Genomic DNA, 26,199 nt, shown 5'->3' on the forward strand with positions numbered 1-26,199 from the left:
CGGCGGTCCGCCCCAACGCGGCCCCCGTGATGCGCCCGCTCATGCGAGCCCCGTGCCATTTTCGAACTGTTCAGTCCGAAAAGTCACGGCTCCATTCTATCGCGTCCCCAGACGGCTGCGAGATAGGCACGCATAAAAGGTGGCGCGCCGTCGGGAACCTCCTGCGGGCCGCGCACGACGATCACCTCGTCGATCTCCGGCCGCGCGTCGCGGGCGGCGAAGGCGCGGATGCGCGCGGCGAGCGTCGGCGAGTCGTCACGGGCCACGATCTCGCGCAACAGCGAGACGCGGCGCGCATCGATCAGCGCGGTCCAGCCCGGCGCCAGCGTCACCTCGCCGGCGGCGATGCCGGTCTCCTCCCGCAATTCGCGCAGCAGGCTGCCCTCCATGTCGACGCGCCCCTCGGGCGTCACGTCGGCGAGGTCCGGCGTGCCGGCGGCGAAGTAGACGCGTCCGGCATTCGCGGTCCACGGCGCCATGCGCGCCATCACGAAGCCGCCGTCGCTCCCGCGCAGCGCGCCCATGGCGAAGCAGTTGCGCAGATGGCCATGCGGGTCGCGGTGGCCGAGCAGCCAGAGCAGCGCGGCATAGTCGGCCGGCGTGTAGCGCCCGGTCAGCACCCGCCCCTCGACGCGAAATGACTCGAGGACCAGCACCCGCCCGTTCCACAGCGCCGGATTGGCGCGCTGCCGCTCGGCGAAATAGGCGTCGATGGCGGCGCGCTCGGCGGGAGGAAAGACGTGCGGCTCCGGCGCGAGGCTCATCTCCACCCGGTCGAGGGCGACGACAGCCGGCGCCTCGGCACTCACGCCCGCACCGCCGCACGGGCGGCAGCGGCGCCATCACACATGGATGACGCCTTCCGAGACGATCACCGCGCCGCCGCCGATGGTGACGGCGGCCAGCGCCCCGCCCGTCACCTGCAGGCCGAGGCGCACCAGGCTCGGGCGCCCCATCTCGACGCCCTGCAATATGTCGTAGGCGTGGAAGCCGTCGCCCGGCTTCTCGCCGGCCAGCAGCACCGCCGCCAGCGAGGCCGCCGCCGAGCCGGTGGCCGGGTCCTCGTCGATGCCCATGTTCGCGGCGAACATGCGGGCGCGGAAATCGCCCTCGCCGTCCTCGTCGCGGCAGAACACGTAAACCGAATCCGCCCCGCCGCCGAAGGTCGAGATCAGCCGCGCCGCGCTCGGGCTAATGCGGGCGAGCGCCGAGCGCGAGGCCAGCGGCACGCAGACGAAGGGCACGCCCGCCGAGGCGACGACCGGCCCGTAATCGTCGAAGCCGATGTCGGAGGTGTCGAGGCCGAGCGCCTGCGCGCAGGCTTCCCGGCTCATCGGCGCGGCGTCGATGATCTCGGGGATGCGCGGCACGGTGAAGGTGGCGCTGCCCGAGCGCTCGCGCCGCACGGTGACATGGCAGGCCACCGGCCCGACATTCTCCTCCAGCACGAAGTCGGTCGAGGTCTCCACCCCGTCGCGGATCGCCAGCAGCACCGCCGCGCCCACCGTCGGATGCCCGGCGAAGGGCAGTTCGTGGTTGATGGTGAAGATGCGCAGCTTGGCCCGGCTGCCCTCTTCCTGCGGCTTCAGGATGAAGACCGTCTCCGAGAGATTGAACTCGCGGGTGATAGCCTGCATGTGGTTGCCGTCGAGCCCCTCGGTATCGAGCACGACGGCCAGCGGGTTGCCGGACAGCGTCCGGTCGGTGAAGACGTCGAGGACAACGAAGCGGCGTGCCATGGCGGTCAGATCTTCTCCGGCGTGAAGACGCGAGACGGCGTGACGAATTCATCCTGGGCGGCAACGGTCAGGATCTCGCGCGATCCCGCCGCCGCCGTTCGGGCAAGCAAGCCATAGGCCGAGGACGCGGCCTTCGACAGCGCCTCGGCGGTCGAGTGCGTCGCCTTCCAGTGCACGAAGAACAGCGCCGCGATGGCATCGCCCGCCCCGTTCACCGAGATGTCCAGCTTCGGCGTGCGCACGCGGAAGCGTCCATCCGGGCCGGAGGCCACGAGGTCGATCGAATCGGTCGGCGTGTCCTCCGTGTGCAGGCTCGTGACCATGATGACACGGGGGCCGGTCGCATGCACCGCGTCGCAGGCCGCGAGCGCCCCTTCAAGCGTGGTGGTCTCGCGGCCGGCGAGGTAGTCGAGCTCGAACTGGTTCGGCGTGATGATGTCGGCCGCCGGCACCGCCCGCTCGCGCATGAATTCGGGAATGCCCGGCCGCACGAAGATGCCGCGCCCGACATCGCCGATGACAGGGTCGCAGCAGTAATGCGCGGCGGAATTGGCGGCCTTCACCCGGCCCACCGTGTCGAGGATGGCATCGCCGATCTCGGCCGAGCCCATGTAGCCCGACAGCACGCCGTCGCAGCGCGGCAGCACGCCGCGCTCCTCGATGCCGCCGACGAGATCGCGGATCAGCCCGGCGCCGAACACCTCGCCGCGCCAGGCGCCGTAGCCGGTATGGTTGGAGAACTGCACCGTGTGCAGCCCCCACACCTCGTGGCCGAGGCGCTGGATGGGAAACATGGCGGAAGCATTGCCCACATGGCCGTAGGCAACCCAGGACTGGATCGAGAGGATGTTCATGCGCGCACGCCCCGGAGCGTTGGTAAGACGATCCGCGCTTAGCGCCCCGCGCGCAAGCACTCAAACGAAATTCCGCGCGCCTTGCCATCACCGAATCCGATGGAAGCCGTCCGGCGTGGCGCCGGCGCCGCACCCGCAGGGTCAGAAGGGGCGCGCCGGGGCGCCGGCAATGCGGAAGGACCCGCCCCCGGCCACCGTTTCCCCGGCCAGCACGTAGCGGTCACGGCCGGCCTGCTTGGCGGCGTAGAGCGCCATGTCGGCCTCGACAAGCACGGCGTCGAAGGCGATGCCGCGCCGGGCGGGCGCCACGCCGAAGCTGGCCGTCACCCGCTCCCCCGGCGGCAGGCGCTCGAAGCCGAGCCCCGCCAGCGCCGCCTGGATCGCCTCGACCCGGTCGCAGGCGGCGTCGGGCCCCGCCTCCGGCAGCAGCAGGCAAAACTCCTCGCCGCCGAGCCGGCCGCACAGGCCAGCCTCGCCCGCCGCCGCGATCAGCACGGCGCCGAACGCCGCGATCACCTCGTCGCCGGCCGCGTGGCCGAAGCGGTCGTTGACCGACTTGAAATGATCGAGGTCGCTCATGACGAGGCAGGCCGTGCGCCCGGGCGGGAGCGCCGCCAGCGCGGCCTCGGCCCGCTCGATGAAGGCGGAGCGGTTCAGCGCGCCGGAAAGCGAATCGCGCTGCAGCGCCAGCACCGCCTCGGCGACGATGACGCCTAGAAGGGAGAGGCCGAGCAGCAGCGAGAGCACCGCGCCGAAAGTCTGCGAGTAGTAGGCATAGACGCTCAGAATATAGTCGCGCACGTCCGGCGCGCGCAGCCCGTCCACCAGCGGCAGCAGCCCCTTGGCGAGGAAATGCAGCGCGCAGGCGACCAGCACGCCGGCCAGCGCGGCATCGGTCATCCGGCGCCGGCGGGCGGTGATGACCACGCCGGCCGCGATCCCCAGCATGAGCGCGTAGGGCCATTGGTAGATCAGCGCATGGGCGAGCGATTCGCGCGGCAGGCCGGGGCGGAGCGAGAGGTTGAGCGCCTCGGCGACGATGAAGGCCGCGAGAAGCGGCCGGATCGACTCCGCCGGCCGGTAGTGCCGCGTGACGCCGATGGCGACGAGGGTGACGGCGGCCAGAAGCAGCGTCGAGGAGATCAGCGAGATCTGCCGCTCCGATGGCAGCAGCGGCGCCAGCGCTTCCACCGCGACGGTGGCCGCCGCGCACAGAAAGCCGGCCGCGCACCAGCGGCCGAGCCCGGCGCGCGAGCGCCACGACACGCCGAGGAAGGCGGCGGCGAAGGACAGGCCGATGAAGAAATTGACGACGAGAAGAAAAGTGGCGCCGCGCATCGGTCCCGTCGAAGGTCGAGCAGCCATGCGCCGCCCGCGCCAAGCTAGCGCCTCGCACCGCCCCGCGCCACCATCCCGCCCCCGCCGGGCGGTGGATCAGTCGTCCTCGCCCCCGTCCGCCGCCGCGTCGAAGGCGACGATCATGATTCCGGCGAAGCCAAGCACATACATGGCGGACACGGTGGCGAAGGGCGACAGGCCCAGGGTCGAGAAGCCGAGCAGAGCCATGGCTGGAACTCCGTTGCGGGCACACACGATCATGGCGCGCCGGATATGGCGGTCCCGTGGCAGGATCGAACCGGCGCAGGAGCCGGCCGACGCCTCAGACGTCGCGCTCGACCAGCCCGCAGCGCCAGCGCGCGACGCGCCAGGCCGGATGGCGGGCCGCCCATTCGGTCATCGCGGCCGTGCACTCCATCGGCATGGCCATGCGGGCCTCGGTGGCGATCCGCTCCTCGTGGCAATTGGCGGGCTCGGCGAGCAGACATACGGTGAGAATGAGGTGGCTCATCGTTGCGGCCCTCCCATGCCCTTCATCTCGTCGGTCTCGGCGACGCGCGGCCAGTGGTAGACGCCCTCGGAAGGGTCATGGGCCTTGATGAGAATGGCGTGAAGGTTGCCCCAGTAGCTCGGACGCGGCGACAGCATGAGCCGGCGGGCAAGGTCTGCGGAACAGTTCAGGACGATCGGCATCGGCGCGAACCCTCTCGAAGAACGATACGCCGGAGTTTATTGCATACCGCATGCCAGACTTTTCCAAGCCGCCCGCGCGTTACGCATACGCATGGCGGCGACGCGCATGGCTCGCGGGCCTTGCCTGCCGGGGCGCTGCATGCGAGAGGCAGTGACATGACCGAGATGCTCTCCGCTGCCGCCCTCGCCCAGGCCGTTCGCTCCGGCCACCTCTCCCCGGTCGATGTCGCCGAACGCTGCGCCGCGACGATCCGCGCGCGCGAGGACGACATCCGCGCCTTCGCCAGCCTCGATCTCGACGCGCTGCTGACCGCCGCCAAGGCACCCGGGCTCGCGCAGACGCCGCTCGCCGGCCTGCCGCTCGGCGTGAAGGACATTCTCGACACGGTGGACTTTCCCACCGAACGCGGCTCGCCGCTCTATGCCGGCTATCGCCCGGTCTCGGATGCCGCCGTGGTGCGCATGGCGCTGCGCGCCGGCGGGCTCATCGCCGGCAAGACCGTCACCACCGAATTCGCCTTCATGACGCCCAGCGTCACCCGCAACCCGCGCCGTATCACCCACACGCCGGGCGGCTCGTCCGCCGGCTCGGCGGCGGCGGTGGCGGCCGGCATGCTGCCGATCACCTTCGGTACCCAGACCGGCGGCTCGATCATCCGCCCGGCCGGCTATTGCGGTGTCACCGGCTACAAGCCCTCCTTCAAGCTGCTCCCCGTTCTGGGGCTCAAGCCTTTCTCCTGGTCGCTCGACACGATCGGCCTGTTCGGCGCCCATGTCGCCGACGTCGCCTTCGCCGCCGGGGCGCTCACCGGCCGCGACTTCAGCTTCGACGACGACGCGCCGGCGCCGCGCCTGGCGGTCGTGCGCACGCCGCGCGCCCATCTGGCCACCCCCGACGCCCACGCCGCGCTCGAGGCGGCGGCGGCCGCCGCCGGACGGGCGGGCGCGCATCTGCGCGATATCGAACTGCCGGAGGCGCTGGAGGCCGGCGACGCCGCCACCGTGCCGCTGCAGGCCTACGAGGCCGCGCTCGCCTTCGCCGACGAGTGGGACCGCCACCGCGACGCGCTCTCGCCGACGCTCGCCACCTATCTCGAAGCCGCCGCGCGCGTCACGCCCGAGGAATACGACGCCGCCCGCCGCGCCGCCCGCCGCGCCCGCTACGCGCTCGCCGACCTGTTCGCCGATTTCGACGCGGTGCTGACCTTCTCCACCACCGGCGAGGCACCGGAAGGGCTGGGCTCCACCGGCTCGCCGGTCTTCAACCGGCTATGGACGCTGAGCGGGGCGCCCTGCGTCAACGTTACCGGCATGACCGGCGCGACCGGCATGCCGCTCGGCATCCAGCTCGTCGGCCGCTTCGGCCGCGACCGGCAGACGCTGACCCTGGCGCGCTTCCTGGAGCGGGCGATCGCGGACGCCTGAGGCAGGACTTTCCGGCGGGTTGAGCGGGAAACGCGATTTGTCGTCCCGGCCGTGACCGATTGTTAATCACGCCGCGCGCATAGTCTTGCCCCTCACTCACCCTCTGGGGGCGTATCATGCGTATCAAGACCGTTCTTCTCGGCGGTGCTGCTGCGGTGGCACTCGCCGGCCCGACCCTCGCCGCCGACCTGCCCTATCCCGTGAAGGCGCCGGCTGTGGCTTATGTGCCGGCCTTCAGCTGGACCGGCCTCTATCTCGGCGGCAATGTCGGCTATGGCTGGGGCGATGGCTCGGCGCCCTGGGACAACTACCTCGCCTGGCACTATGCCGGCTGGGACTCCATTGCCGCCAATGGCGGCTCGGATCCGACCGGCTGGTTCGGCGGCGGGCAGATCGGCTACAATTACCAGCTCAGCAACAATGTCGTGCTGGGCGCCGAAGCCGATTTCCAGTTCGGTTCGCTCACCGACCGGCTGAACTACACGGCGGCCGATATCGGCCTGGACGATCAGGACTTCGGCTCGATCGACACCAAGATCGAGTCCTTCGGCACCGTGCGCGCGCGCCTCGGCTATGCCATGGACCGCTTCCTGCCTTACGTCACCGGCGGTCTCGCCTGGGGCAATGTGAAGGTTTCCGAGCAGTGGTCGAGCTATACCGGCGGGGTCTACGACCCGTTCTGGTCGGGCAGCGCCTCGAAGACCGAAACGCTGTGGGGCTGGACCATCGGCGGTGGCCTCGAATATGCCGTCACCGACAACTGGACCGTGAAGGGGGAATACCTCTACGCCGATCTCGGCGACATCAACTGGGACAGCGCGGCCGGAACGAATATCGACGTCACGCTCCAGACCGTGAAGCTCGGCGTGAACTACAAGTTCTGACCCCTTCTGGCAGGTCGGTCTTACCGAAGCCCCGGTCGGCAACGTCCGGGGCTTCGTCGCATCGGAAGTGCCGCCGGCCTTTTCGGCCGGTCACTCCGCGCCGACGAGGCCGGCGACCTGTTTCCACACGGCGTCCTTGAACACCACCGCCGGCGGCGGGGTGACGATCGTCGGCGGATCGGCGTTCTTCTCGCCGTTCGGCATCAGCCGGGCGAACCAGATCTCGCCGTCGGTGTAGTAGGGATCGCCGCCGCCATTGCGGCCGAACAGGGTCGGGCCGAGACCCGTGACCTGATAGGCCGTGCGTACCACGCCGGCGGCCTTGAGGTCGTCGATCAGCAGGCCGCGCACCGCGTCGACGTCCGGGCCGATATGGTGGGTGACGGCGCCGGTATAGTGGCTGACGCCGACGCCCCGGTCATAGGTCGCCGAGCCGAGCCACACCGGCGCATCCTCCACGCCCTTGTCGAGCACCTTCCAGAACCGCACATGGTCGCGCCTGTCGGCGCTGCGGCCGACTTCCTTCTCGAAGGCGAGATCCTGCTGGCGCCCGCCATAGAACAGCGGGCTCACCGGCGCCTCGGGGTCGGGACGGCGCAGCAGCACCGAGCCGACGATGGCGATGGACGACTTCAGCGTCACCGGATCGGCCGGGCGCCAGCCGGCCTCCGCCATGGCATGGAGGATGTCGTCCTCGCTCCCGACCAGCCCGACATTGATCGGGTCGCCGGGAATGCCCTGCTTGGTCTGCGTCACCATCGGCATGTGCTTGATGCCGGGCTGGTGCTCGTGATGCCGCCACAGGCGGGGCAGCAGCAGATAGGCCGCCACCGCCCACACCAGAAAGGCGACGAGCGCCCAGACCAGCACCCGCCGCGTATCCCCGTCGAGCGCGCTCATCGCGGCTACTCGGCCGCCACCGACCGGTAGGTCAGCGGGTCGTAATTGAGCACCGGCGCCAGCCAGCGCTCGGCCTCCTCCACGCTCATTCCCTTGCGGGCGGCGTAGTCCTCGACCTGATCGCGCTCGATCCGCCCGACACCGAAATAGGAAGCGTCGGGATGGGCGAAGTAGAGCCCCGACACCGCCGCGCCGGGCCACATGGCGAAGCTCTCGGTCAACTCGACTCCGATCTTCGAAGTCGCGTCGAGCAGCTTGAAAAGAGTCGCCTTTTCCGTGTGGTCGGGCTGCGCCGGATAGCCCGGCGCGGGGCGGATGCCGCGGTAGTTTTCCTGAATCAGATTCTGATTATCAAGGACTTCATCCGGCGCATAAGCCCAGAATTCGCGCCGGACGCGCTCGTGCATCCGCTCCGCGAACGCTTCCGCAAGACGGTCCGCCAAGGCCTTGAGAAGAATCGCGGAATAGTCGTCATGCGCCGCCTTGAAGGCTTCCGAGCGCTCATGCTCGCCGAAGCCGGTCGAGACGCAGAACCCGCCGACATAATCGGGCACGCCGGTGGAGGTCGGGGCGATGAAATCGGCCAGCGCCAGATTGGTGCGCCCCTCGCGCTTGGCCATCTGCTGGCGAAGCGTATGGAGCGTGGCGAGCTCGGCGGCGCGGGCGTCGTCCTCGAACAGCACGATGTCGTCGCCCACCGCGCCGGCCGGCCAGAAACCGACCACCGCGCGGGCGGTGAGCCACTTCTCGGCGACGATCTTGTCGAGCATCTTGCGGGCGTCATCATAGAGCGCGCGTGCGGCGACACCCACCTTCTCGTCGTCGAGAATGCGCGGGTACTGGCCGGTCAGCTCCCAGGACTGGAAGAACGGCGTCCAGTCGATATAGGGCACCAGCTCGCCGAGATCGTACTCGTCGAACACCCGCGTGCCGAGGAAGGTCGGCACCGGCGCTTGGTAGCCGTTGAAGTCCAGCGCCAGCCGGTTGGCGCGAGCATCCTCCAGCTTCACGCGCACCTTGTTGCGGTCGGACTTGGCGTGGGCGTCGGCGACCTTGGCGTATTCGGCGCGCAGATTGGCGACATAGTCGGCCCGGGTGTTGTCGTTCAGGAGGTTCGAGACCACGCCCACCGCGCGGCTGGCATCGGTGACGTAGACCGCCTGCCCGCGCACATATTGCGGGGCGATCTTCACCGCCGTGTGGACGCGCGACGTCGTCGCCCCGCCGATCAGCAGCGGCACGGAAAACCCCTCGCGCTCCATTTCGGAGGCGACGTGGACCATCTCGTCGAGCGAGGGGGTGATGAGCCCGGACAGGCCGATCACGTCGACCTTGTGCTCGCGCGCCGCCTCCAGGATCTTCGCCGTCGGCACCATCACGCCGAGGTCGATCACCTCGTAATTGTTGCACTGGAGCACGACGCCGACGATGTTCTTGCCGATGTCGTGCACGTCGCCCTTCACGGTCGCCATCAGCACCTTGCCGGCCGAGGAATCCTCCGTCGTGCCGTTGTCGAGCTTCTCCTGCTCCATGAAGGGCATGAGATAGGCCACCGCCTGCTTCATCACGCGCGCCGACTTCACCACCTGCGGCAGGAACATCTTGCCGGCGCCGAACAGGTCGCCGACCACGTTCATGCCGGCCATCAGCGGCCCCTCGATGACGTGCAGCGGCCGGGCGACGGACAGGCGCGCCTCCTCGGTGTCCACCTCGACGAACTCGGTGATGCCGTTGACGAGGGCGTGCTCCAGACGCTTCTCGACCGGCCATGTGCGCCAGGTGAGATCGGCCTCCTTCTTCTCGCGGCCGCCGCCCTTGAAGCGCTCGGCCAGCGCCAGCAGGCGCTCGGTGGCGTCGTCGCGGCGGTTGAGCACCACGTCCTCGCAGGCCTCGCGCAGTTCCGGCTCGATCTCGGAATAGGGCGCGAGCTGGCCGGCATTGACGATGCCCATGTCCATGCCCGCCGAGATGGCGTGATACAGGAACACGGCGTGCATCGCCTCGCGCACCTGCTCGTTGCCGCGGAATGAGAAGGACAGGTTCGACACGCCGCCCGAGATATGGGCGTGCGGAAGCTGCTGGCGGATGGCGCGGGTCGCCTCGATGAAGGCGACGCCATAGCCCGCATGCTCCTCGATGCCGGTCGCCACCGCGAAGATGTTGGGGTCGAAGATGATGTCCTCGGGCGGGAAGCCAACCTCGTCGACGAGGATGCGGTAGGCGCGCGAGCAGATCTCGACCTTGCGCTCATAGGTGTCGGCCTGGCCCTTCTCGTCGAAGGCCATGACCACCACGGCGGCGCCATAGGCGCGCACGAGGCGGGCATGGTGGCGGAACGCCTCCTCACCCTCCTTCATGGAGATCGAATTGACGATGCCCTTGCCCTGGATGCACTTCAGTCCGGCCTCGATGACGCTCCACTTGGAAGAGTCGACCATGACCGGCACGCGGGCGATGTCCGGCTCGGCGGCGAGCAGGTTGAGGAACGTCACCATCGCCTTCTCGGAATCGAGCAGGCCCTCGTCCATGTTGATGTCGATGACCTGCGCGCCGTTCTCCACCTGGTCGCGCGCCACCGCGAGCGCGGCGGTGTAGTCGCCATTGGTGATGAGCTTGCGGAAGCGGGCCGAGCCGGTGACGTTGGTGCGCTCGCCGACATTGACGAAGGGGATGATCGGGGTGAGCTCGAACGGCTCCAGCCCCGACAGCCGCAGCATCGGCTCGATCTCGGGGATGATGCGCGGCGCGTGCGGGGCCACCGCGTCGGCAATCGCGCGGATATGGTCCGGCGTGGTGCCGCAGCAGCCGCCGACGATGTTCACCAGCCCCGAGGCGGCGAACTCGCCGACCAGCCTTGCCATCGCCGCCGGGCTCTCGTCATAGAGGCCGAACTCGTTGGGCAGGCCGGCATTGGGATAGGCGCAGACAAGGGTGTCCGCGATGCGCGAGAGCGCGTCGATATGGGCGCGCATCTCCTTGGCGCCCAGCGCGCAGTTCAGCCCGATGGAGAAGGGCTGGGCATGGCGCAGCGAGTTCCAGAACGCCTCCGGCGTCTGGCCGGACAGGGTGCGGCCCGACAGGTCGGTGATGGTGCCGGAGATCATCACCGGCACGCGGATGCCGCGCTCGGCGAACAGGCGCTCGATGGCGAACACCGCCGCCTTGGCGTTCAGCGTGTCGAAGATGGTCTCGATCAGCAGGAGGTCCGCGCCGCCGTCGAGCAGCGCGGCGGCCTGCTCGCCATAGGCGGTGGCCAACTCGTCGAACGAGGTGGCGCGGAAGCCGGGATCGTTGACGTCGGGCGAGATCGAGGCCGTGCGGTTGGTCGGGCCGATGGCGCCGGCGACGAAGCGGCGGCGTCCGTCCTTCTGCTCCGCGAGACGCGCGGCCTCCTTGGCGAGCCTGGCGCCCTCGAAATTGATCTCGCGGACGAGGCTCTCCATGCCGTAATCGGCCATGGCGATGGTGGTGCCGGAGAAGGTGTTGGTCTCGACGATGTCGGCCCCCGCCATGAAATAGGCGAGGTGGATGTCGCGCACCGCATCCGGCAGCGTCAGGTTGAGCAGGTCGTTATTGCCCTTGAGGTCGCGGTTCCACGCCTTGAACCGCTCCCCGCGATAGCCGGCCTCGTCCAGCTTCAATTGCTGGATCATTGTTCCCATGGCGCCGTCGAGCACGAGAATGCGCTCGCGCGCGGCGGCGTTAAGGGCGTCGAGGGTGTCGGCGGGCTTGGCGGTCATGGGACACTCATCTCATCATGCGCGGAGACGAGGCCGGCATGACAGCTTCACACGAAACAATTGTGATCAATGACCTTTTTCGAGCTTTTCGAGACGCTTCTCGATCGCTTCGATACGGTCCTCGAATTCGGCGGTGGCGTAGCGGCCGAGCACGGACTCGCCATGCATGGCCTGCTTCAGACTCTCGATCTTGGCGTCCAGCGTATCGAAGCGTTTGTCGTGCGCATCGAAGCGCGCCCGATTTTCCTGACGACCACTGTCAATCTCCGCGCGTATCTCGCGCAGCAGCTTCAGGATGAAATTGTCCGGCTCGCTCATTCGAAAGCCTCCGCAGGTTCCCCTACTATATAGGGCAACGCATGCCTTTACCTACGCCGCCGCCTGACCCTTGCCTTCGCCCTGCCCCGCCTCCTGCGGCGGGCGGATGCCGAGCAGGTGGCAGATGGCGTAGACGAGGTCGGCGCGGTTGAGCGTGTAGAAGTGGAACTCGGTGACGCCGCGATCCACCAGATCGAACACCTGCTCGGCCGCCACCGCGGCGGCGATCAGCTTGCGGGTCTCGGGGTCGTTGTCGAGCCCCTCGAAGCGGGCGGCCAGCCAGTCCGGCATGTAGGTGCCGGTCTTCTCGGAGAAGTTCCTGGCCTGCTTGAAGTTCGACACGGGCAGGATGCCCGGCACGATCGGCACGTCGATGCCGCGCGCGCGCACCTTGTCGAGAAAGGCGAAGTACAAGTCGTTGTCGAAGAAGCACTGGGTGATCGCCCGCGTCGCCCCGGCATCGACCTTGGCGGCGAGGATATCGAGATCGGTCTCGAAGGACGGGCTCTCCGGGTGCTTCTCGGGATAGGCCGAGACCGACACCTCGAAATTGGCGGTGCGGCGGATGCCGGCGACCAGCTCGGCCGTCGTCCGGTAGCCCTCGCCATGCGGCTCATAGGTCTGGCCGACGCCGCCCGGCGGGTCGCCGCGCAGCGCCACGATGTGACGCACGCCGGCATCCCAGTAGCCGCGCACCACCTCGTCCACCTCGCCGCGCGTGGCGGAGACGCAGGTGAGATGCGCCGCCGGCGCCAGCCGGGTCTCCTTCACGATGCGCTCCACCGTCGTATGGGTGCGCTCGCGGGTGGAGCCGCCTGCGCCATAAGTGACAGAGACGAATTTGGGCGCCAGCGGCGCCAGCCGGGTGATGGAGTTCCACAGCGTGGCCTCCATCTCGGGCGTCTTCGGCGGGAAGAATTCGAACGAGACCGAAATGGGCCGCCCGCCGGCGCGGCGGCTGCGGCGCTCGACATCCGACGACATCAGGCGACCTCCTGCTTTTGTGGGGCATCCGCCAGCACGACGCGCGGGTCGCGGGCCAGCCAGAGCGAAACGGTGAGCGGCCCCTCGCCCTTCGGGGCGAGCGAGCGGTGGGACTGCGGCACGAGGCCGGCCTGGGTGAGCCAGCTCTCCATGATTTCCGGCGAGAAGCCGAGCCGGCGATGGGCGTGCTGCTCGCGCAGGAATTCGAGATCGTGCGGGTCGAAGTCGACGATCAGCAGCCGCCCGCCCGGGCGCAGCACCCGCGCCGCCTCGCGGATGGCGCGCGGAGCGTCCTCGAGGAAGTGCAGCACCTGATGGACGATCACCACGTCGAAAGCGTCGCGCGGCAAGGCCAGATTGTAGATATCGCCCTGCCGGACGGTGGCGTTGCGCACTCCGGCACGCTCCAGATTGGCGCGTGCCACCGCCAGCATCTCGGCCGAAAGGTCGATGCCGACGCCGCGCTCCATCTCATCGGTGAACAGTTCGAGAACCCGCCCGGTGCCGGTGCCGAGATCGAGCAGGCTGCCGATGCGGACGCCGGAAAGCGCCGATTTTATAGCGGCTTCCACCTGCTCCTCCGGCGCGTGCAGGCGGCGGATGGCGTCCCATTCATGGGCGTGGGCGCGGAAATAGTCCTGCGCATGGGCGGCGCGTGCGGCGCGCACCGCCTCCAGCCGCTCGCGGTCGCGCAGCACGATGGAATCGTCCGGCGCCAGCAGGTCGAGCAGAGCGTCGGTCAGGGCGCCGCCGGGGGTGTCGAGCGCGCGGCGGTAGAACACCCAGCTGGCCTCGCGGAACCGCTCGACCAGCCCGGCTTCCGCCAGCAGCTTGAGATGGCGCGAGATTCGCGGCTGCGACTGGCCCAGAATCTCGGTAAGCTCGGAAACCGTGAGTTCGCCCTCGCCGATCAGCGCCAGCAGGCGCAGGCGCGTGTCTTCGCCGGCCGCCTTGAGGCCGTCGAGCAATTGCGCGAAACCGAGCGATGAACCGGACACGGGAACTCCGAGAAAGATATAAAGATATGTTTATGTCTTATCGGAGCGCCGCGCAAGGGGTGCGCGGTGTGCGCGATGAGAGACAGTGAGATGGGCACGAGCGACAGGCAGGGGCCGGCGATGGACGACGGCGCGGACACCCCGGCGGCGGCGCCTGCCGGGACGGGCGGCACATCCGGCGACGCCGGGGCGTTCGGTGCCCGTCCGGGCGAGATCGCGGTCGACCTGCCCGCCGCGCCCGATGCCGGACTCTATTTCATCGGCCGCATCCGCACGCCATGGACCCACCGCGCCGACTGCCCGAAGAACGCCGGCCAGTCCGACGCTCCCTGCACGGTGGAGATCGACCCCGCCTTCCGCCCGGCGCTGCGGGGGCTGGCGGGCACCAGCCATGTCTGGCTGCTCTATTTCATGGACCGCTCGCCGCGAAACCTCGTCGTGCAGGTGCCGCGCTATTATGGCGAGCCGCGCGGCACCTTCGCGCTGCGCAGCCCCGCCCGCCCGAATCCGATCGCGATCAGCGCCGCGCGGCTGCTGGAGATCCATGACGACCGCCTTGTCGTCGCCGGGCTCGACTGCCTGGACGGCACGCCGCTTCTCGACGTCAAACCCTACTTCGCCTCCACCGACTGCCACCCCGATGCCGTCGTCGGCTGGCACCGCGACCGTGCCGAAGGGCGAGGTTCCCCAGAGTGACCTGTGGCAGCAATGCATCGGCCATGCGCCACGCGCATGTCACCGGCCCGCGCGCCATTTCGTGACCCTTTACGGTCTTGAACCTGCCTTGATCCTGCGCCATTCCCTCACGATAAGCATTCCCGCATTCACGTCCCGGCAGATTCGGTTAAGGCTTGATGATGGTCGTTCGCCTCGGTTTCGCTCCTGCTGTCGCTCTCACCGTCCTTGCCTCGGTCGGCAGCGCGGCAGCGCAGTACAACTCCGCCGCAGAGCAGGATCCCGCCACGCAGGGCCAGTCGGCTTATGAGGCCGCGGGAAGCCGCGCCGTCGAGGACGTAGAGGTTCCCGCCGCCTACGATCCCTACGGCTCCTCGCAGGGCGCCGCCGCACCGCAGACCTACGGCACCACGCCCCCCGGCGTGCGCGATCCCTATGCGCAGCCGATCCAGGGCGCCGGCATCCAGCAGCCGCCGGTCGGCGTGCCGGGTGCCGCCGTTCCCGGCGCCGCGCCGCATGTCGCCAATGCGCCCTACACCAATCCGGCGAGCCAGCCGGCCGGCTATCCGCCGGGCGCCTATTCCGGCCAGCAGCCGGCAGGCATGGGCTCGTCCTATGGCAGCGCCGCCGCGCCCGCGCCGACCTATGGAGCGCCGGCCGCCACCGCGCAGCCGGACGCGACCAATAATTACGGTGCCAATGGCTCCAGCGTCGCCATGCTGCCGCCCGAGGACCAGCCCGAGACCGGCCCCGCCAAGGAGCTGCCGTTGAACCTCAAGCGCCAGATCGTCGACTATGTGACGAAGGAAGCGCCGGGCACGCTCGTGATCGATACGCCCAATACCTACCTCTATTACGTGCTGCCGGGTGGCAAGGCCGAGCGTTACGGCATCGGCGTCGGCCGCGAGGGCTTCACCTGGGCCGGCACCGAGAAGATCAGCCGCAAGGCGGAATGGGCCGACTGGCGCCCGCCGGCGGAAATGATCGAGCGCCAGCCCTACCTGCCGCGCTTCATGGCGGGCGGCCCGGGCAACCCGCTCGGTGCGCGCACCATGTATCTCGGCGGCACCATCTACCGCATTCACGGCACCAACCAGCCCTCGACCATCGGCAAGTTCATGTCGTCGGGCTGCATCCGCATGCTCAACGAGGATGTCGAGAACCTCTATGAGCGCGTGAAGGTCGGCACCAAGGTCGTCGTGCTGCCGGGCAATGCGCCGGCCACCGCCTCGGCCTCGCAGGCTCCGGCGACCACTGGCTCGGTACCGAACACCACCGCCGCCGTGCCGGTGATGGATACCGGCGTCGCCGTCCGCTGAGACCGATGAGCGGGCGCCGAGCGCCCGCTTCGTCCCCCGTCTGGCGGGACGCCCTCTAGCGGGTCCACAGCCGCTGCGGCGGCACCCGGACCTCGATATCGCTGCCGGCGACGAGTTCGCCGGCGCGCTCCACCCACGCCACCAGCCCGCGCAGGCCGCCGGCGAGCTTCGGAAAGCCAAGCTCCGCCGCGCTCTCGCCGGTCGCGGCCGCCACCGCCGCCCCGGCATGGCGGCAGGGTGCGTTCTCCCCTTCCACCGCCAGCGCCGCCCCGCCCGGGAAATGCAGCCGCGTGCCCGGCGGCAGCGCGGTGAGATGCGGCACGCCCTCGATCACCAGATTGGCGCCGATCCATTCCGGCCGCACCTCGCTCACGCCGAGGCGGCGGGCGATTTCGGCCAGTTCGTCCGGCGCCACCAGCGAGATCTGGCGGGCGTTGCGGATCGGCGTGCCGCGCGGATACCAGGGCACGCGGCTGTCGGCCGGGCGGGAATGGCCGGCATGGCGGTCGCCCGGCACGCCCTCCAGCGTGACGGTGAGACCGGGCACGGCGCGGGTGGCGAAGCTGTCGCCATCGGCGATGAGCGTTCCGGCGAGGCGCGCGGCAAGGCGCTGGGCGGGGATCGCGGCGGGGGCGCCGAACAGGTCGGCCTGTGTTTCGACGAAGCTCGGCATCGCGTTCTCCCGGCAAGTTCTGGATGGCGACAATCCCTGACTACTGGCGCGCCGTCCACGCCTATACGATACGGCGCTCGTCGCTTGGACGAGTCGCTGGAACTCCGGGGGCGGGATGTCGTTACCGCCCTGCCGGCGTGGCGAGCCATGAGAGGATTGACGACAATGTCTCTTCCGACTGATTCCATGACGCCGACACCCGGCAGCTATGTCGCCGGGCAGCTTTCCGAACTCAAGGCCAAGTGGGGCTGGTTCGTCGCCCTCGGCGCGCTGATGATCATCGCCGGGGCGATCGCCCTCGGCAATCTCGTGCTCAGCACGGTGGTCTCCGTTCTCTATATCGGCGTGCTGATGGCGATCACGGGCGGCGCGCAGATCGTCCACGCCTTCCAGGTCAAGACGTGGGGCGCCTTCGCCTTCTGGCTGCTGGACGGCCTGCTGTTCCTCGCCGCCGGCCTTGTCGCCATCGTGGTGCCGCTCGTCGCCGCCGAATTCCTCACCCTGTTCCTCGGCATCTCGCTGATCATCGGCGGCGTGTTCCGTCTCGTCGCCGCCTTCAAGCTGCGCCCGGCGCAGGGCTGGGGCTGGATCGCCTTCTCGGCGGTCATCGCCGTGCTGCTCGGCATCGAGATCATCGCCGGCTGGCCGGTCAGCGGCATGTGGGTGCTCGGCCTGCTGCTCGGAATCGACCTCGTCTTCAACGGCGTGGCCGTGCTCTTCCTCGGCCTCGGCCTGAAGAAGTGAGCGAGAGCCGGTGAGTTCGAGCGCCGCACCGGCGGCGTACCCCACGGGACCGGCCGAAGGGCCGGCCCCGTCCGCGGCCAGCGGGCGCGACCTGCGGCTCGACCTGTTCCGGGGCCTTGCCCTGTGGTTCATCTTCCTCAACCACGTGCCGAACAACGTGGCGAACTGGATCACCAACCGGAACTTCGGCTTCTCCGACGCCACCGAGATCTTCGTCTTCATCTCCGGCTACACCGCCGCCATGGTCTATGGCCGGCAACTCAACGGCAGCGGGGCGATCGTCACCTCGGCGCGCATCCTGCGCCGGGCCTGGCAGCTCTACGTCGCCTTCATCTTCCTGTTCGTCATCTATCTCGCCGAGATTTCCTATGTCGTCGGCAGCTTCGAGAACCCGCTCTACGCGGAGGAGATGGGCGCGCTGCAATTCCTGGCGGAACCCGATGTGGCGCTGGTGCAGGCGCTGCTGCTGAAGTTCCGCCCGGCCAATATGGACGTGCTGCCGCTCTATATCGCGCTGCTCGCCACCTTCCCGCCGATCCTGATCGCGCTGAAGCGGTGGCCCGACGCGACGCTCGGTGCCTCCTTCCTGCTCTGGGCGGCGGTGCAGGTGTGGGGCTTCAACCTGCCGGGCTATCCCGACGACCGCATGTGGTTCTTCAACCCCTTCGCCTGGCAGTTCCTGTTCGCCTTTGGCGGCTGGTGCGGGCTCGGCGGCAGCGACCGCTTGACCGGGCTGATCCAGTCGCGCGCGGTGCTGGCGTTGGCGGCGGCCTATCTGGTGGTCTCGCTGCTCGTGGTGCTGAGCTGGTGGTGGCCGCCGCTGGAGGGCTTCGTGCCCGACGCGGTGGGCGAGATCATCTACCCGATCAGCAAGACCGACCTGTCGCCGCTGCGGCTGCTGCACTTCCTCGCGCTCGCCGTCGTGGTGGTGCGCCTCGTGCCGGTGGACATGCCGGCGCTGCGCTGGCCGGTGTTGCGGCCGATGATCCTGTGCGGCCAGCATTCGCTCGAAGTGTTCTGTTTCGGCGTGTTCCTTTCTTTCGCCGCACATTTCGTGCTCAACGAAGTGACAGGATCGCTGACCATGCAGCTGACGCTGAGCCTCGCGGGCATCTGCCTGATGGTGGCGCTCTCGGCGCTGCTCTCATGGTATGCTCGCGCCGAGCGCGACGCGGCGGCGCGCAGGATGGCGGAACGACTCGGATCATCGTGAAACGCTGGCTTTGGGGTGTCTTTCTCGCAACGACCCTCGCCATGGGGGGCGGCTCGGCGGCGTTCGCCGAGACGGCGAGCGTATGCGCCGCACCGTCCGCGCTGACCCGCGCCGTCTTCCCGCTGCCGCGCCTCGCCCGCTCGCTGGAGCGCAAGGAACCCACGACCATCCTCGTGCTGAACAGCGCCTCCGGCGCCAAGAAGACCTCCAACATGCCGCGCAGCTTCCCGAGCTACATCGAGGAGACCCTGCGCGCGCGCTATCCCGACGGCGGCGTCGCGGTGACCACCCATAATGAGCCCCGCGCCACCGCCGAGGCGATACTGGGCGACCTGCCCGGCGTGCTGGCGGAAACCCGCCCCGCGCTGATGATCTGGCAGACCGGCACCTACGACACCATACTGGGCGCGGACGCCTCCGCCTTCTCCGACGCGGTGGACACCGGCATCGGCTATGCCCACGGCGCCGGCGCCGACGTGATCGTGGTCAGCCCGCAATACAGCCCGCGCACCGCCTTCGCCTTCGACGTCGCGCCCTACACCAACGCCCTGCGCTGGGCGACGCGCGAGGCCGGCGTGCCCTTCTTCGACCGCTACGCCATCATGCGCTTCTGGGAGGATGAGGGCATTTTCGACTTCGACAGCGCCCGCCCCTCCGCCTCCCTCTTCGCCGACGTGCATCAGTGCATCGGCCGGCTTCTGGTCGGCATGATCGTCGATGGCGTCCAGACCCGAGCCCTGGGTTCCCGCTGACATGCGCCAGACCTGCCTTCTCCTCGCCGCCGTCCTCGCTCTCGGCACCGCCGTTCCAGCCCGTGCGCAGACCTTGACCGGCAGCCAGCCCCTGACCGGCGGCGCGACGGCGCTGATCCCGGCCGCCTGCCCCGCCACCAGCCGGACGCAGGCCCGGCTGGGCGTGCCGCTGGCGCGCACCGCCGCCCGGCTGCGGGCGGGCAAGCCCGTCGTCATAGTCGCCATCGGCTCGTCCTCGACCGCCGGGGCCGGCGCCACCTCGGCGGAGGCCGCCTATCCCAACCGGCTGCAGGCCATGCTGCGCGAGCGCTTCCCCGACGCCGACATCACCATCGTCAATCGCGGCGTGAACGGGCAGGACGCGCCCGAGATGCTGGCGCGCTTCGAGGCCGACGTCGCCTCCCGCCAGCCGACGCTGGTGCTCTGGCAGTCCGGCGTGAACGCGCTGTTCCGCGCCGACGGCCCCGCCACCGCCGAGGCGCTGCTGCGCGAGGCGGTCGCCCGCGTGCGCGCGCTCGATGCCGACCTCGTGCTGGTCGATCCGCAATACGCCCCGCGCGTGATCGACGATGCCGACACCGCGCAGATGCTCGGCACCATCGACCGGGTGGCGGCCGAGGAAGGCGTCGGCGTCTATCACCGTTTCGCGCTGATGCGCGAATGGCACGAGAAAGCCGGCATGTCGTTCGACGCCTTCCTCTGGAAGGACAAGTTCCACCTGAACGACTGGGGCTATAACTGCTTCGCCCGCGATCTCGGCCGCGCCATGGTCGCCAATATCGAGGCGCAGCAGCGTTCCGCCGACATGGCGCCGGCCGCGCCCAAGGCAGCGACGGCGAGCACCCCCGCCACCCCCGCAGCGGTGTCGCGCACCGCCATCCCCTGAGGCCGCCCTACGCCGTCACGAGGCCGATGGCGAAGCCGTCATGGCCCTTGGCGCCCACCGTCTGCACCGCCGTGGCGCAGACGCGCGGCTGGCCGGCGAACCAGTCATAGGACGCGCGCACGCCCTGCACGCGCGGATCGGCATGGCCGGCCTCGAGCACCTTGCCCTCGCGCACCACATTGTCGGCGACGATGAGGGTGCCGACGCGCGCGAAGCGCAGCGCCCAGTCGAGATATCGGGGGTTGTTCGGCTTGTCGGCATCGATGAACACTAGGTCGAAGGGCGCCGCGCCCTCGTCCCGCAGCGCCGCGAGACTGTCGAGCGCCGGCCCGACGCGGATATCCACATGCGCCCCGAACCCGGCGGCGGCGATGTTGGCCCGCGCCACCGCCGCATGGGCGGGCGCGTATTCCAGCGTCACCAGCCGCCCGTCCGCCGGCAGCGCGCGGGCGAGCCAGATGGTGGAGTAGCCGCCGAGCGTGCCGATCTCCAGGATGCGCCGCGCCCCGGCGAGCCGGGCGAGGATCATCAGCAACTTGCCCTGATTGGGCGCCACGGCAATGTCCGGCAGGCCGGCCGCCGCGCTGGCGGCGAGCGCGCTGTCGAGCGCCGCGTCGGGCGGCACCAGCGCATCGGCGATGTAGTCGTCGACGGCGGTCCACAATGCCTGCGTCTTCATCGCCCGCTCCCGCCTCTGCCTTGCCCGGGGAAGACCCCCGCGCCTAGTCGTCGCCCTTGCCCGAGAAGGCGCCGCCGAATCGCTTCATCACCGCCTCGCGGGCGGCGAGCACCCGGCGCTCATAATCCTCCGCCATCGGCTCGGTCAGCACGCTCTCCAGCCCGGCGAGCAGCGCCCACAGGGCGGGGATCTCGGCCTCGTCCTCGATAAACTCGGTCAGCGCCTCGCCATCGGCGTCGTCCACCGTGCGGGAGAGGAACTCGAACAGCACGACCGCCACGGAGCGGTCGATGACCAGGGTGATTTCGTCGTTCGCCGGCGCGGCCATGCCTCGCTCCCCAAGCGTGAGTGGTCTCCATCCTATTGATCCATGACGTTCTGATTACAAGCCGGGCGGCGGCGCGCGCTTGCTTTCCCCGCCGCGCCGTGCTGTCGCTTGGCGCCTCGGGACAGGCGGGCGCCCGGACGTGAGGGAGGACCACATGGCGGCAGCGGACGAACTCGTCACGGTCAGGGATTTCGTGCGCTACGGCGTGAGCCGCTTCAACGCGGCCGGGCTCGCCTTCGGCCACGGCACCACCGGCGCGATCGACGAAGCCGCCTTCATGGTGCTGGAGGCGCTGCGGCTGCCGGTCGACGACCTCGCCCCCTGGCTCGACGCGCGGCTCACTGTCGAGGAGCGCACCCGGCTCGCCGGGCTGATCGAGGCGCGCTGCACCACGCGCCAGCCGGCCGCCTATCTGCTCGGGCGCACCTATATTCAGGGCGTGCCGTTCCGTTCCGACGCGCGCGCCATCGTGCCGCGCTCCTTCATCGGCGAATTGCTGGCGGGCGAGCTGACCGGCGGCGAGCCCTTCTCGCTGGTGCCCGAACCGATGACGGTGACGCGGGCGCTCGATCTGTGCACCGGCTCGGGATGCCTCGCCATCCTCGCCGCCATGATCTTCCCGAACGCGGAGGTCGATGCGGTGGACCTTTCCCCCGACGCGCTGGCGCTGGCGACCGAGAATGTCGCCGAGCACGAGCTGGAAGACCGCGTGCGGCTGCTGGAGGGCGACCTGTTCGCCCCGGTCGCCGGCGAAATCTACGACCTCATCATCACCAACCCGCCCTATGTCGATGCCGAGGCGGTGGCGGCGCTGCCGCCGGAATACCGCCACGAGCCGCTGCTGGCCTTCGACGGCGGGCCGGACGGGCTCGACATCGTGCGCCGCATCCTCACGGAAGCGCCGGCGCATCTCTCCCCGCAGGGTGGGCTGATCTGCGAGATCGGCACCGGGCGGGAGATACTGGAAGCCGAATTCCCCAACATGCCCTTCCTGTGGCTCGACACCGAGGACAGCGAGGGCGAGGTGTTCTGGCTCTCGGCGGCCGATCTTGCCGGCGGCGCCGACATCCGCTTCATCAGCCGCATGGCACGCTAGGCCCGCGCGCCAGTTCCGCCCGCCCCCCGTCCGACGGCGTGGACAGGCCCGCACGTGCCTGTCGGCAGATGCGAAATCACGGCATAATTGATGAACTCGGGTGATTCGGCCGAGTCATTGCGTAGCCGGCTTTGTTATCCGCCGCGCTTCATGTGATCGAGCACCTGCGCGTCCGGCCAGCAGTCGAGCGCGAGGCCGTTGGCCTTCTGGTAGGCGCCCAAGGCGGCGCGGGTTTTCATGCCCGCCTTGCCATCTATTTTGTCGGCGTAATATCCCTCGCGCGTCAGCACCTTCTGCATGAACTCAAGGTCGCGCGTCTTGACAAGAGCGATGTCGGACCAAGGGGTTACGAACGGCCTGTCGGTCTCGATGCGGTCGGCGAGATGGCCGACATAGAGCACGTAGAGATCGGCGAAATTATAGGCCTTAAGGACGAAATAGTTAGCCGGCGTCATAAATACCGGCCCGAACGGTCCGGCCGGCATGATGAGCGAGGCCTGATCCTTCATGGCGGCCGCCGGCACGCTCCGCCCGTCGATGATCTTCACGCCCCGCCGCAGCCAGTCGCCGATGGTCGCGGTCGCCTCGGGCTCGGCCCGGGTGCAGTCGAAGCCCGAAGGCAGGGCCACCTCATAGGCCCAGCGCCGGCCGGGCTGCCAGCCCTTCTCCTTCAGCAGGCTGGCGGTGGCGGCCAGCGCCTCGGGCACGTCGGTCCAGATATTGGCGGTGCCGTCGCCGTCGAGATCGACGCCATAGGCGAGGTAGCCGGTCGGCAGGAACTGGGTGAGCCCCATGGCGCCGGCCCAGGAGCTCTTCATCTGCGCGCGGGTGACGTGCCCCTCGTCGAGAATCTTGAGCGCGGCGAGGAATTCGGCGCGGAACTCGTCCTTGCGGCGGCCCACATAGGCCTGCGTCGCCAGCACGCGCAGCGCGTCATGGTTCAGCTTGGCCCCGCCATAGGAGGTTTCGCGCGCCCAGATGGCGAGCAGGATCGGCCCCGGCACGCCGAACTGGCGCTCGATGGCCTTGAGCTGCGGCGCATATTGGCGCGCCAGCGCCCTCCCCCGCGCGGCGTAATTGGCGATCGCCTTGTCGGAGAGATAGGCGGCCGGGGTCTGCACGAACTCGGCCTGCCCGTCCGGCTTTCGCGGCTTGCCGGGAATGGCGAGGTCGGGCAGCGAATAGTCGGGCGCGAGCCCGCGCGTCTCGCGCTCGAAGGCGGCGCGCGAGATCCCCATCGCCTGCGCCGCCGGCCATTGCGCGGCGATGAAGCGGTCGAAGCCGGCATCGGCGAGGGCCGCGCCCGCCAGGGACACGACGCCCGCGATGAGCGTGAGAAGGCCAGTCAGGAGGCGGTGCATGTCCTCGGCATAGCCCAATCGCCGGCCGATGAGAACCGTCGGTCGCCTCGCCGGTGCTTGCCTGACGCGGAGTTGAGGTTTTCGCGCGGCGATGCGGGCAACGGGCTGTGCATGAACCCCGCGCGGGACGGACCGGCGGGCCGGAGCCGCTTGTAGGCGCGCCGGCCTCTCGCCTAGCCTTACCCTGGTGCCGGCGGACGGCATCGGCGAACCGCGCCGGGGGAAGCCGGATGGGCGGTCGCGCCCTGCGGATAGAGGACCTCATGAAGTTCAGGACGCTCATCGCCGGCGCGCTCGTCGCCGCCGGGATTCTGGCCGTCGGCCTCCCGGTCGTCGCGCCCGTCACGGCGGCGCAGGCCAAGCCCTCCATCAGCCTCGGGAAGGAGCACTACAAGGCCCGCTGGATCTGGAGCCCGGCGCTGAAGGCCAAGCGCGACCCCAACAATGTCAGCTACATCCAGTTCACCGGCCCGGACCGGATCGTCTACACCTACAACAAGATTATCGTCGAAGTGAACGTGAAGCGCGATGCGGGCAACGTCTTCACCTTCACCACCAATGGCAGGAACCAGTTCGTCCTGGTCTCGCCCTCCCCCGGCCGGTTCAATGCCGCCTTCTGGGAGGATTTCACCTCGCCCTCGCGCCCGCCCAACGCCACCGCCGTCTTCACGCTCAGGCCCTGAGCGCCACGCGCCGCCGCCAACGTAAAAGGCCCGCCCGGTTTCCCGGACGGGCCTTTTCATGCGGCAGGGCGTAGAGCGCGCGGGGGGCGCCTCAGCGCGTGAGCTTCTTGTGCTTCATCCGGTGCGGGATGATCTCGTCGACGCCGAGGCGGCGCTTCTTGTCTTCCTCATAGTCGTGGAAGTTGCCCTCGAACCATTCGACATGCCCCTCGCCTTCGAAGGCGAGCATGTGGGTGGCGATGCGGTCGAGGAAGAAGCGGTCATGCGAGATGATGACCGCGCAGCCGGCGAAGTCTTCCAGCGCCTCTTCCAGCGCGCGCAGCGTCTCGACGTCGAGATCGTTGGTCGGCTCGTCGAGCAGGAGGACGTTGGCGCCCTGCTGGAGAATACGGGCCAGATGCACGCGGTTGCGCTCGCCGCCCGAGAGCATGCCGACCTTCTTCTGTTGGTCGCCACCCTTGAAATTGAAGGCGCCGCAATAGGCGCGCGAATTGATCTCGCGCTTGCCGAGATAGAGAATCTCGTTGCCGCCGGAGATTTCCTCCCAGACGGTCTTCTTGTCGTCGAGCGCGTCGCGGTTCTGGTCGACATAGCCGAGCTGCACGCTGTCGCCGATGGTGATGGCGCCGGCATCGGGCGTCTCCAGCCCGTTGATCATGCGGAACAGCGTGGTCTTGCCGGCGCCGTTTGGCCCGATGACGCCGACAATGCCGCCCGGCGGCAGCTTGAACGACAGGTCGTCGATCAGCAGCTTGTCGCCGAACGACTTGGTGAGCCCGTTGAACTCGATGACGTTGTTGCCAAGCCGCTCGGAGACCGGGATGACGATCTGGGCGGTGGTCGGGCCCTTTTCGGACGCCTTCTTGACCAGCTCGTCATAGCGCTGGATACGCGCCTTGTTCTTGGCCTGGCGGGCCTTCGGGGAGGCCCCCATCCACTCCGCTTCGGAGGCGATCGCGCGCTGGCGGGCCTCGTCCTCGCGATTTTCCTGCGCCATGCGCTTGGTCTTCTGCGTCAGCCACGAGGAGTAATTGCCCTCATAGGGAATGCCGCGGCCGCGATCGAGTTCGAGAATCCAGCCGGTCACGTTGTCGAGGAAGTAGCGGTCATGGGTGACGATCAGGATCGCGCCGGGATAGGCGCGCAGATGGCCTTCGAGCCAGTTTGTGGTCTCGGCGTCGAGATGGTTGGTGGGCTCGTCGAGCAGCAGAAGCTCGGGCTGCGAGAGCAGCAGTTGGCACAGCGCGACGCGGCGGCGCTCGCCGCCCGAGAGCTTCGACACGTCGGAGCCTTCCTCGGGGCAGCCGAGGGCGTCCATCGCCTGGTCGACCTTGCTGTCGAGATCCCACAGGCCCTGGCCCTCGATCTCGTCCTGCAGCGCGGTCATCTCGTCCGCGGTCTCGTCCGAGTAGTTCATGGCGAGTTCGTTGTAGCGGTCGAGGATCGCCTTCTGCCGGGCGACGCCGAGCATCACGTTCTCACGTACCGACAGGGTCGGATCGAGCAGCGGCTCCTGCGGCAGGTAGCCCACGCGCGCGCCTTCCGCGACCCAGGCCTCGCCGGAGAAGTCCTTGTCCATCCCGGCCATGATCTTGAGCAGGGTGGACTTGCCCGAGCCGTTCGGGCCGAGAATGCCGATCTTGGCGTTCGGGTAGAAGGAGAGGTGCACATTGTCGAGCACCTTCTTGCCGCCCGGATAGGCCTTGGTCATGCCGTGCATGTGGTAGACGTACTGATACGAAGCCATGTCCAAATCCTGCGCGTGCGGACGATGCCGTGGCCGGCCGCGAAACCGGGTCGCGATGCGGTTGTGTGATGGGGGGCTATGTAGCCGCTGCACCCTTGGGCGGCAAGGCCGCAGCCGGGCGGTGGCACCACAACCGAGTACAACTTCCCCGTTTTTCATGGTAGCCTGAG

The 26,199-nt window shown here is 69.0% G+C and carries 27 protein-coding genes; 10 read left to right on the forward strand and 17 right to left on the reverse strand.

The window, feature by feature from the left end; genetic code table 11:
- Nucleotides 1–83: 83 nt before the first annotated feature.
- From GBB76_RS06410 to GBB76_RS06435, 7 genes are all read right to left on the reverse strand, one after another.
- Nucleotides 84–809, reverse strand: a complete 726-nt coding sequence (locus GBB76_RS06410) for an NUDIX hydrolase (RefSeq protein WP_246669057.1) — start codon at nucleotides 807–809, stop codon at nucleotides 84–86.
- A 33-nt stretch (nucleotides 810–842) separates the two neighbouring features.
- Nucleotides 843–1,739 carry a PhzF family phenazine biosynthesis protein gene (locus GBB76_RS06415; protein ID WP_152302531.1) on the reverse strand — a complete coding sequence of 299 codons (897 nt, stop codon included), beginning with the start codon at nucleotides 1,737–1,739 and terminating at the stop codon, nucleotides 843–845.
- A gap of 5 nt (nucleotides 1,740–1,744) precedes the next feature.
- Entirely contained in the window at nucleotides 1,745–2,593 is an 849-nt protein-coding gene (gene pdxY, locus GBB76_RS06420) for a pyridoxal kinase PdxY (protein WP_152302532.1), read from the reverse strand.
- Between the two features lie 141 nt (nucleotides 2,594–2,734).
- Nucleotides 2,735–3,958: a diguanylate cyclase gene (locus GBB76_RS06425; RefSeq protein ID WP_152302533.1), complete on the reverse strand. Its 1,224-nt coding sequence runs from the start codon at nucleotides 3,956–3,958 to the stop codon at nucleotides 2,735–2,737.
- A gap of 69 nt (nucleotides 3,959–4,027) precedes the next feature.
- A complete protein-coding gene (locus GBB76_RS18910; RefSeq protein ID WP_256366650.1) occupies nucleotides 4,028–4,159 on the reverse strand; it encodes a hypothetical protein in 132 nt (43 codons plus the stop codon).
- Between the two features lie 94 nt (nucleotides 4,160–4,253).
- Nucleotides 4,254–4,442, reverse strand: coding sequence for a hypothetical protein (locus GBB76_RS06430; protein ID WP_152302534.1), 189 nt, complete (start codon nucleotides 4,440–4,442; stop codon nucleotides 4,254–4,256).
- A complete protein-coding gene (locus GBB76_RS06435; RefSeq protein ID WP_152302535.1) occupies nucleotides 4,439–4,624 on the reverse strand; it encodes a hypothetical protein in 186 nt (61 codons plus the stop codon). Before GBB76_RS06435 ends, GBB76_RS06430 begins: the two co-directional genes overlap by 4 nt.
- Nucleotides 4,625–4,780: 156 nt before the next feature.
- Between GBB76_RS06435 and GBB76_RS06440 the strand changes: the two genes are divergently transcribed.
- Nucleotides 4,781–6,049, forward strand: coding sequence for an amidase (locus GBB76_RS06440; protein WP_152302536.1), 1,269 nt, complete (start codon nucleotides 4,781–4,783; stop codon nucleotides 6,047–6,049).
- A 116-nt stretch (nucleotides 6,050–6,165) separates the two neighbouring features.
- On the forward strand, nucleotides 6,166–6,933 hold the full coding sequence (locus GBB76_RS06445) for an outer membrane protein (protein WP_152302537.1): 768 nt from the start codon (nucleotides 6,166–6,168) through the stop codon (nucleotides 6,931–6,933).
- Between the two features lie 90 nt (nucleotides 6,934–7,023).
- On the opposite strand, the gene GBB76_RS06450 is transcribed toward GBB76_RS06445, so the two are convergent.
- The 5 genes from GBB76_RS06450 to GBB76_RS06470 form a co-directional block, all read right to left on the reverse strand.
- Nucleotides 7,024–7,833, reverse strand: a complete 810-nt coding sequence (locus GBB76_RS06450) for an LssY C-terminal domain-containing protein (RefSeq protein ID WP_152302538.1) — start codon at nucleotides 7,831–7,833, stop codon at nucleotides 7,024–7,026.
- A gap of 5 nt (nucleotides 7,834–7,838) precedes the next feature.
- Nucleotides 7,839–11,573 (reverse strand): methionine synthase, encoded by a 3,735-nt coding sequence (gene metH / locus GBB76_RS06455; protein WP_152302539.1) that lies wholly within the window; start codon nucleotides 11,571–11,573, stop codon nucleotides 7,839–7,841.
- Nucleotides 11,574–11,639: 66 nt separating this feature from the next.
- Nucleotides 11,640–11,891 carry a hypothetical protein gene (locus tag GBB76_RS06460; protein ID WP_152302540.1) on the reverse strand — a complete coding sequence of 84 codons (252 nt, stop codon included), beginning with the start codon at nucleotides 11,889–11,891 and terminating at the stop codon, nucleotides 11,640–11,642.
- Nucleotides 11,892–11,942: 51 nt separating this feature from the next.
- The gene (gene metF / locus GBB76_RS06465) at nucleotides 11,943–12,875 is read right to left on the reverse strand and encodes a methylenetetrahydrofolate reductase [NAD(P)H] (protein ID WP_152302541.1); all 933 of its coding nucleotides are present in this window, start codon (nucleotides 12,873–12,875) and stop codon (nucleotides 11,943–11,945) included.
- On the reverse strand, nucleotides 12,875–13,873 hold the full coding sequence (locus GBB76_RS06470; protein WP_152302542.1) for a metalloregulator ArsR/SmtB family transcription factor: 999 nt from the start codon (nucleotides 13,871–13,873) through the stop codon (nucleotides 12,875–12,877). Before GBB76_RS06470 ends, metF begins: the two co-directional genes overlap by 1 nt.
- Before the next feature lie 75 nt (nucleotides 13,874–13,948).
- Between GBB76_RS06470 and tsaA the strand changes: the two genes are divergently transcribed.
- Both tsaA and GBB76_RS06480 read left to right on the forward strand, forming a co-directional pair.
- Nucleotides 13,949–14,569 (forward strand): tRNA (N6-threonylcarbamoyladenosine(37)-N6)-methyltransferase TrmO, encoded by a 621-nt coding sequence (tsaA, locus tag GBB76_RS06475; protein WP_246669058.1) that lies wholly within the window; start codon nucleotides 13,949–13,951, stop codon nucleotides 14,567–14,569.
- 158 nt (nucleotides 14,570–14,727) lie between these two features.
- On the forward strand, nucleotides 14,728–15,867 hold the full coding sequence (locus GBB76_RS06480; protein WP_152302543.1) for a L,D-transpeptidase: 1,140 nt from the start codon (nucleotides 14,728–14,730) through the stop codon (nucleotides 15,865–15,867).
- 55 nt (nucleotides 15,868–15,922) lie between these two features.
- Here the strand turns inward: GBB76_RS06480 and GBB76_RS06485 are convergent, their stop codons facing one another.
- Nucleotides 15,923–16,540, reverse strand: coding sequence for an MOSC domain-containing protein (locus GBB76_RS06485; protein WP_152302544.1), 618 nt, complete (start codon nucleotides 16,538–16,540; stop codon nucleotides 15,923–15,925).
- Nucleotides 16,541–16,726: 186 nt separating this feature from the next.
- On the opposite strand from GBB76_RS06485, the gene GBB76_RS06490 reads away from it, so the two are divergent.
- From GBB76_RS06490 to GBB76_RS06505, 4 genes are read left to right on the forward strand one after another with little or no spacing between them, the layout of a single operon-like run.
- Nucleotides 16,727–17,284, forward strand: a complete 558-nt coding sequence (locus GBB76_RS06490; RefSeq protein ID WP_246669103.1) for an HdeD family acid-resistance protein — start codon at nucleotides 16,727–16,729, stop codon at nucleotides 17,282–17,284.
- 10 nt (nucleotides 17,285–17,294) lie between these two features.
- Nucleotides 17,295–18,497, forward strand: coding sequence for an OpgC family protein (locus GBB76_RS06495; protein WP_152302546.1), 1,203 nt, complete (start codon nucleotides 17,295–17,297; stop codon nucleotides 18,495–18,497).
- On the forward strand, nucleotides 18,494–19,249 hold the full coding sequence (locus GBB76_RS06500) for an SGNH/GDSL hydrolase family protein (protein WP_246669059.1): 756 nt from the start codon (nucleotides 18,494–18,496) through the stop codon (nucleotides 19,247–19,249). Before GBB76_RS06495 ends, GBB76_RS06500 begins: the two co-directional genes overlap by 4 nt.
- A gap of 1 nt (nucleotide 19,250) precedes the next feature.
- On the forward strand, nucleotides 19,251–20,135 hold the full coding sequence (locus GBB76_RS06505) for an SGNH/GDSL hydrolase family protein (RefSeq protein WP_152302547.1): 885 nt from the start codon (nucleotides 19,251–19,253) through the stop codon (nucleotides 20,133–20,135).
- Nucleotides 20,136–20,142: 7 nt separating this feature from the next.
- Here the strand turns inward: GBB76_RS06505 and GBB76_RS06510 are convergent, their stop codons facing one another.
- Both GBB76_RS06510 and GBB76_RS06515 read right to left on the reverse strand, forming a co-directional pair.
- Nucleotides 20,143–20,814, reverse strand: a complete 672-nt coding sequence (locus tag GBB76_RS06510; RefSeq protein ID WP_152302548.1) for an O-methyltransferase — start codon at nucleotides 20,812–20,814, stop codon at nucleotides 20,143–20,145.
- Between the two features lie 43 nt (nucleotides 20,815–20,857).
- On the reverse strand, nucleotides 20,858–21,142 hold the full coding sequence (locus GBB76_RS06515; protein ID WP_152302549.1) for a hypothetical protein: 285 nt from the start codon (nucleotides 21,140–21,142) through the stop codon (nucleotides 20,858–20,860).
- A gap of 154 nt (nucleotides 21,143–21,296) precedes the next feature.
- Here GBB76_RS06515 and prmB point away from each other — a divergent pair, with 154 nt between their 5' ends.
- Nucleotides 21,297–22,238 (forward strand): 50S ribosomal protein L3 N(5)-glutamine methyltransferase, encoded by a 942-nt coding sequence (gene prmB, locus GBB76_RS06520; RefSeq protein WP_152302550.1) that lies wholly within the window; start codon nucleotides 21,297–21,299, stop codon nucleotides 22,236–22,238.
- Between the two features lie 134 nt (nucleotides 22,239–22,372).
- On the opposite strand, the gene GBB76_RS06525 is transcribed toward prmB, so the two are convergent.
- The gene (locus GBB76_RS06525; RefSeq protein WP_152302551.1) at nucleotides 22,373–23,599 is read right to left on the reverse strand and encodes a lytic murein transglycosylase; all 1,227 of its coding nucleotides are present in this window, start codon (nucleotides 23,597–23,599) and stop codon (nucleotides 22,373–22,375) included.
- 263 nt (nucleotides 23,600–23,862) lie between these two features.
- Between GBB76_RS06525 and GBB76_RS06530 the strand changes: the two genes are divergently transcribed.
- Nucleotides 23,863–24,282 carry a hypothetical protein gene (locus GBB76_RS06530; RefSeq protein ID WP_152302552.1) on the forward strand — a complete coding sequence of 140 codons (420 nt, stop codon included), beginning with the start codon at nucleotides 23,863–23,865 and terminating at the stop codon, nucleotides 24,280–24,282.
- Between the two features lie 91 nt (nucleotides 24,283–24,373).
- On the opposite strand, the gene ettA is transcribed toward GBB76_RS06530, so the two are convergent.
- Nucleotides 24,374–26,029, reverse strand: coding sequence for an energy-dependent translational throttle protein EttA (gene ettA, locus GBB76_RS06535; protein ID WP_152302553.1), 1,656 nt, complete (start codon nucleotides 26,027–26,029; stop codon nucleotides 24,374–24,376).
- Between the last annotated feature and the right edge of the window lie 170 nt (nucleotides 26,030–26,199).

Source organism: Ancylobacter sp. TS-1, from assembly GCF_009223885.1.
Lineage (GTDB): Bacteria > Pseudomonadota > Alphaproteobacteria > Rhizobiales > Xanthobacteraceae > Ancylobacter.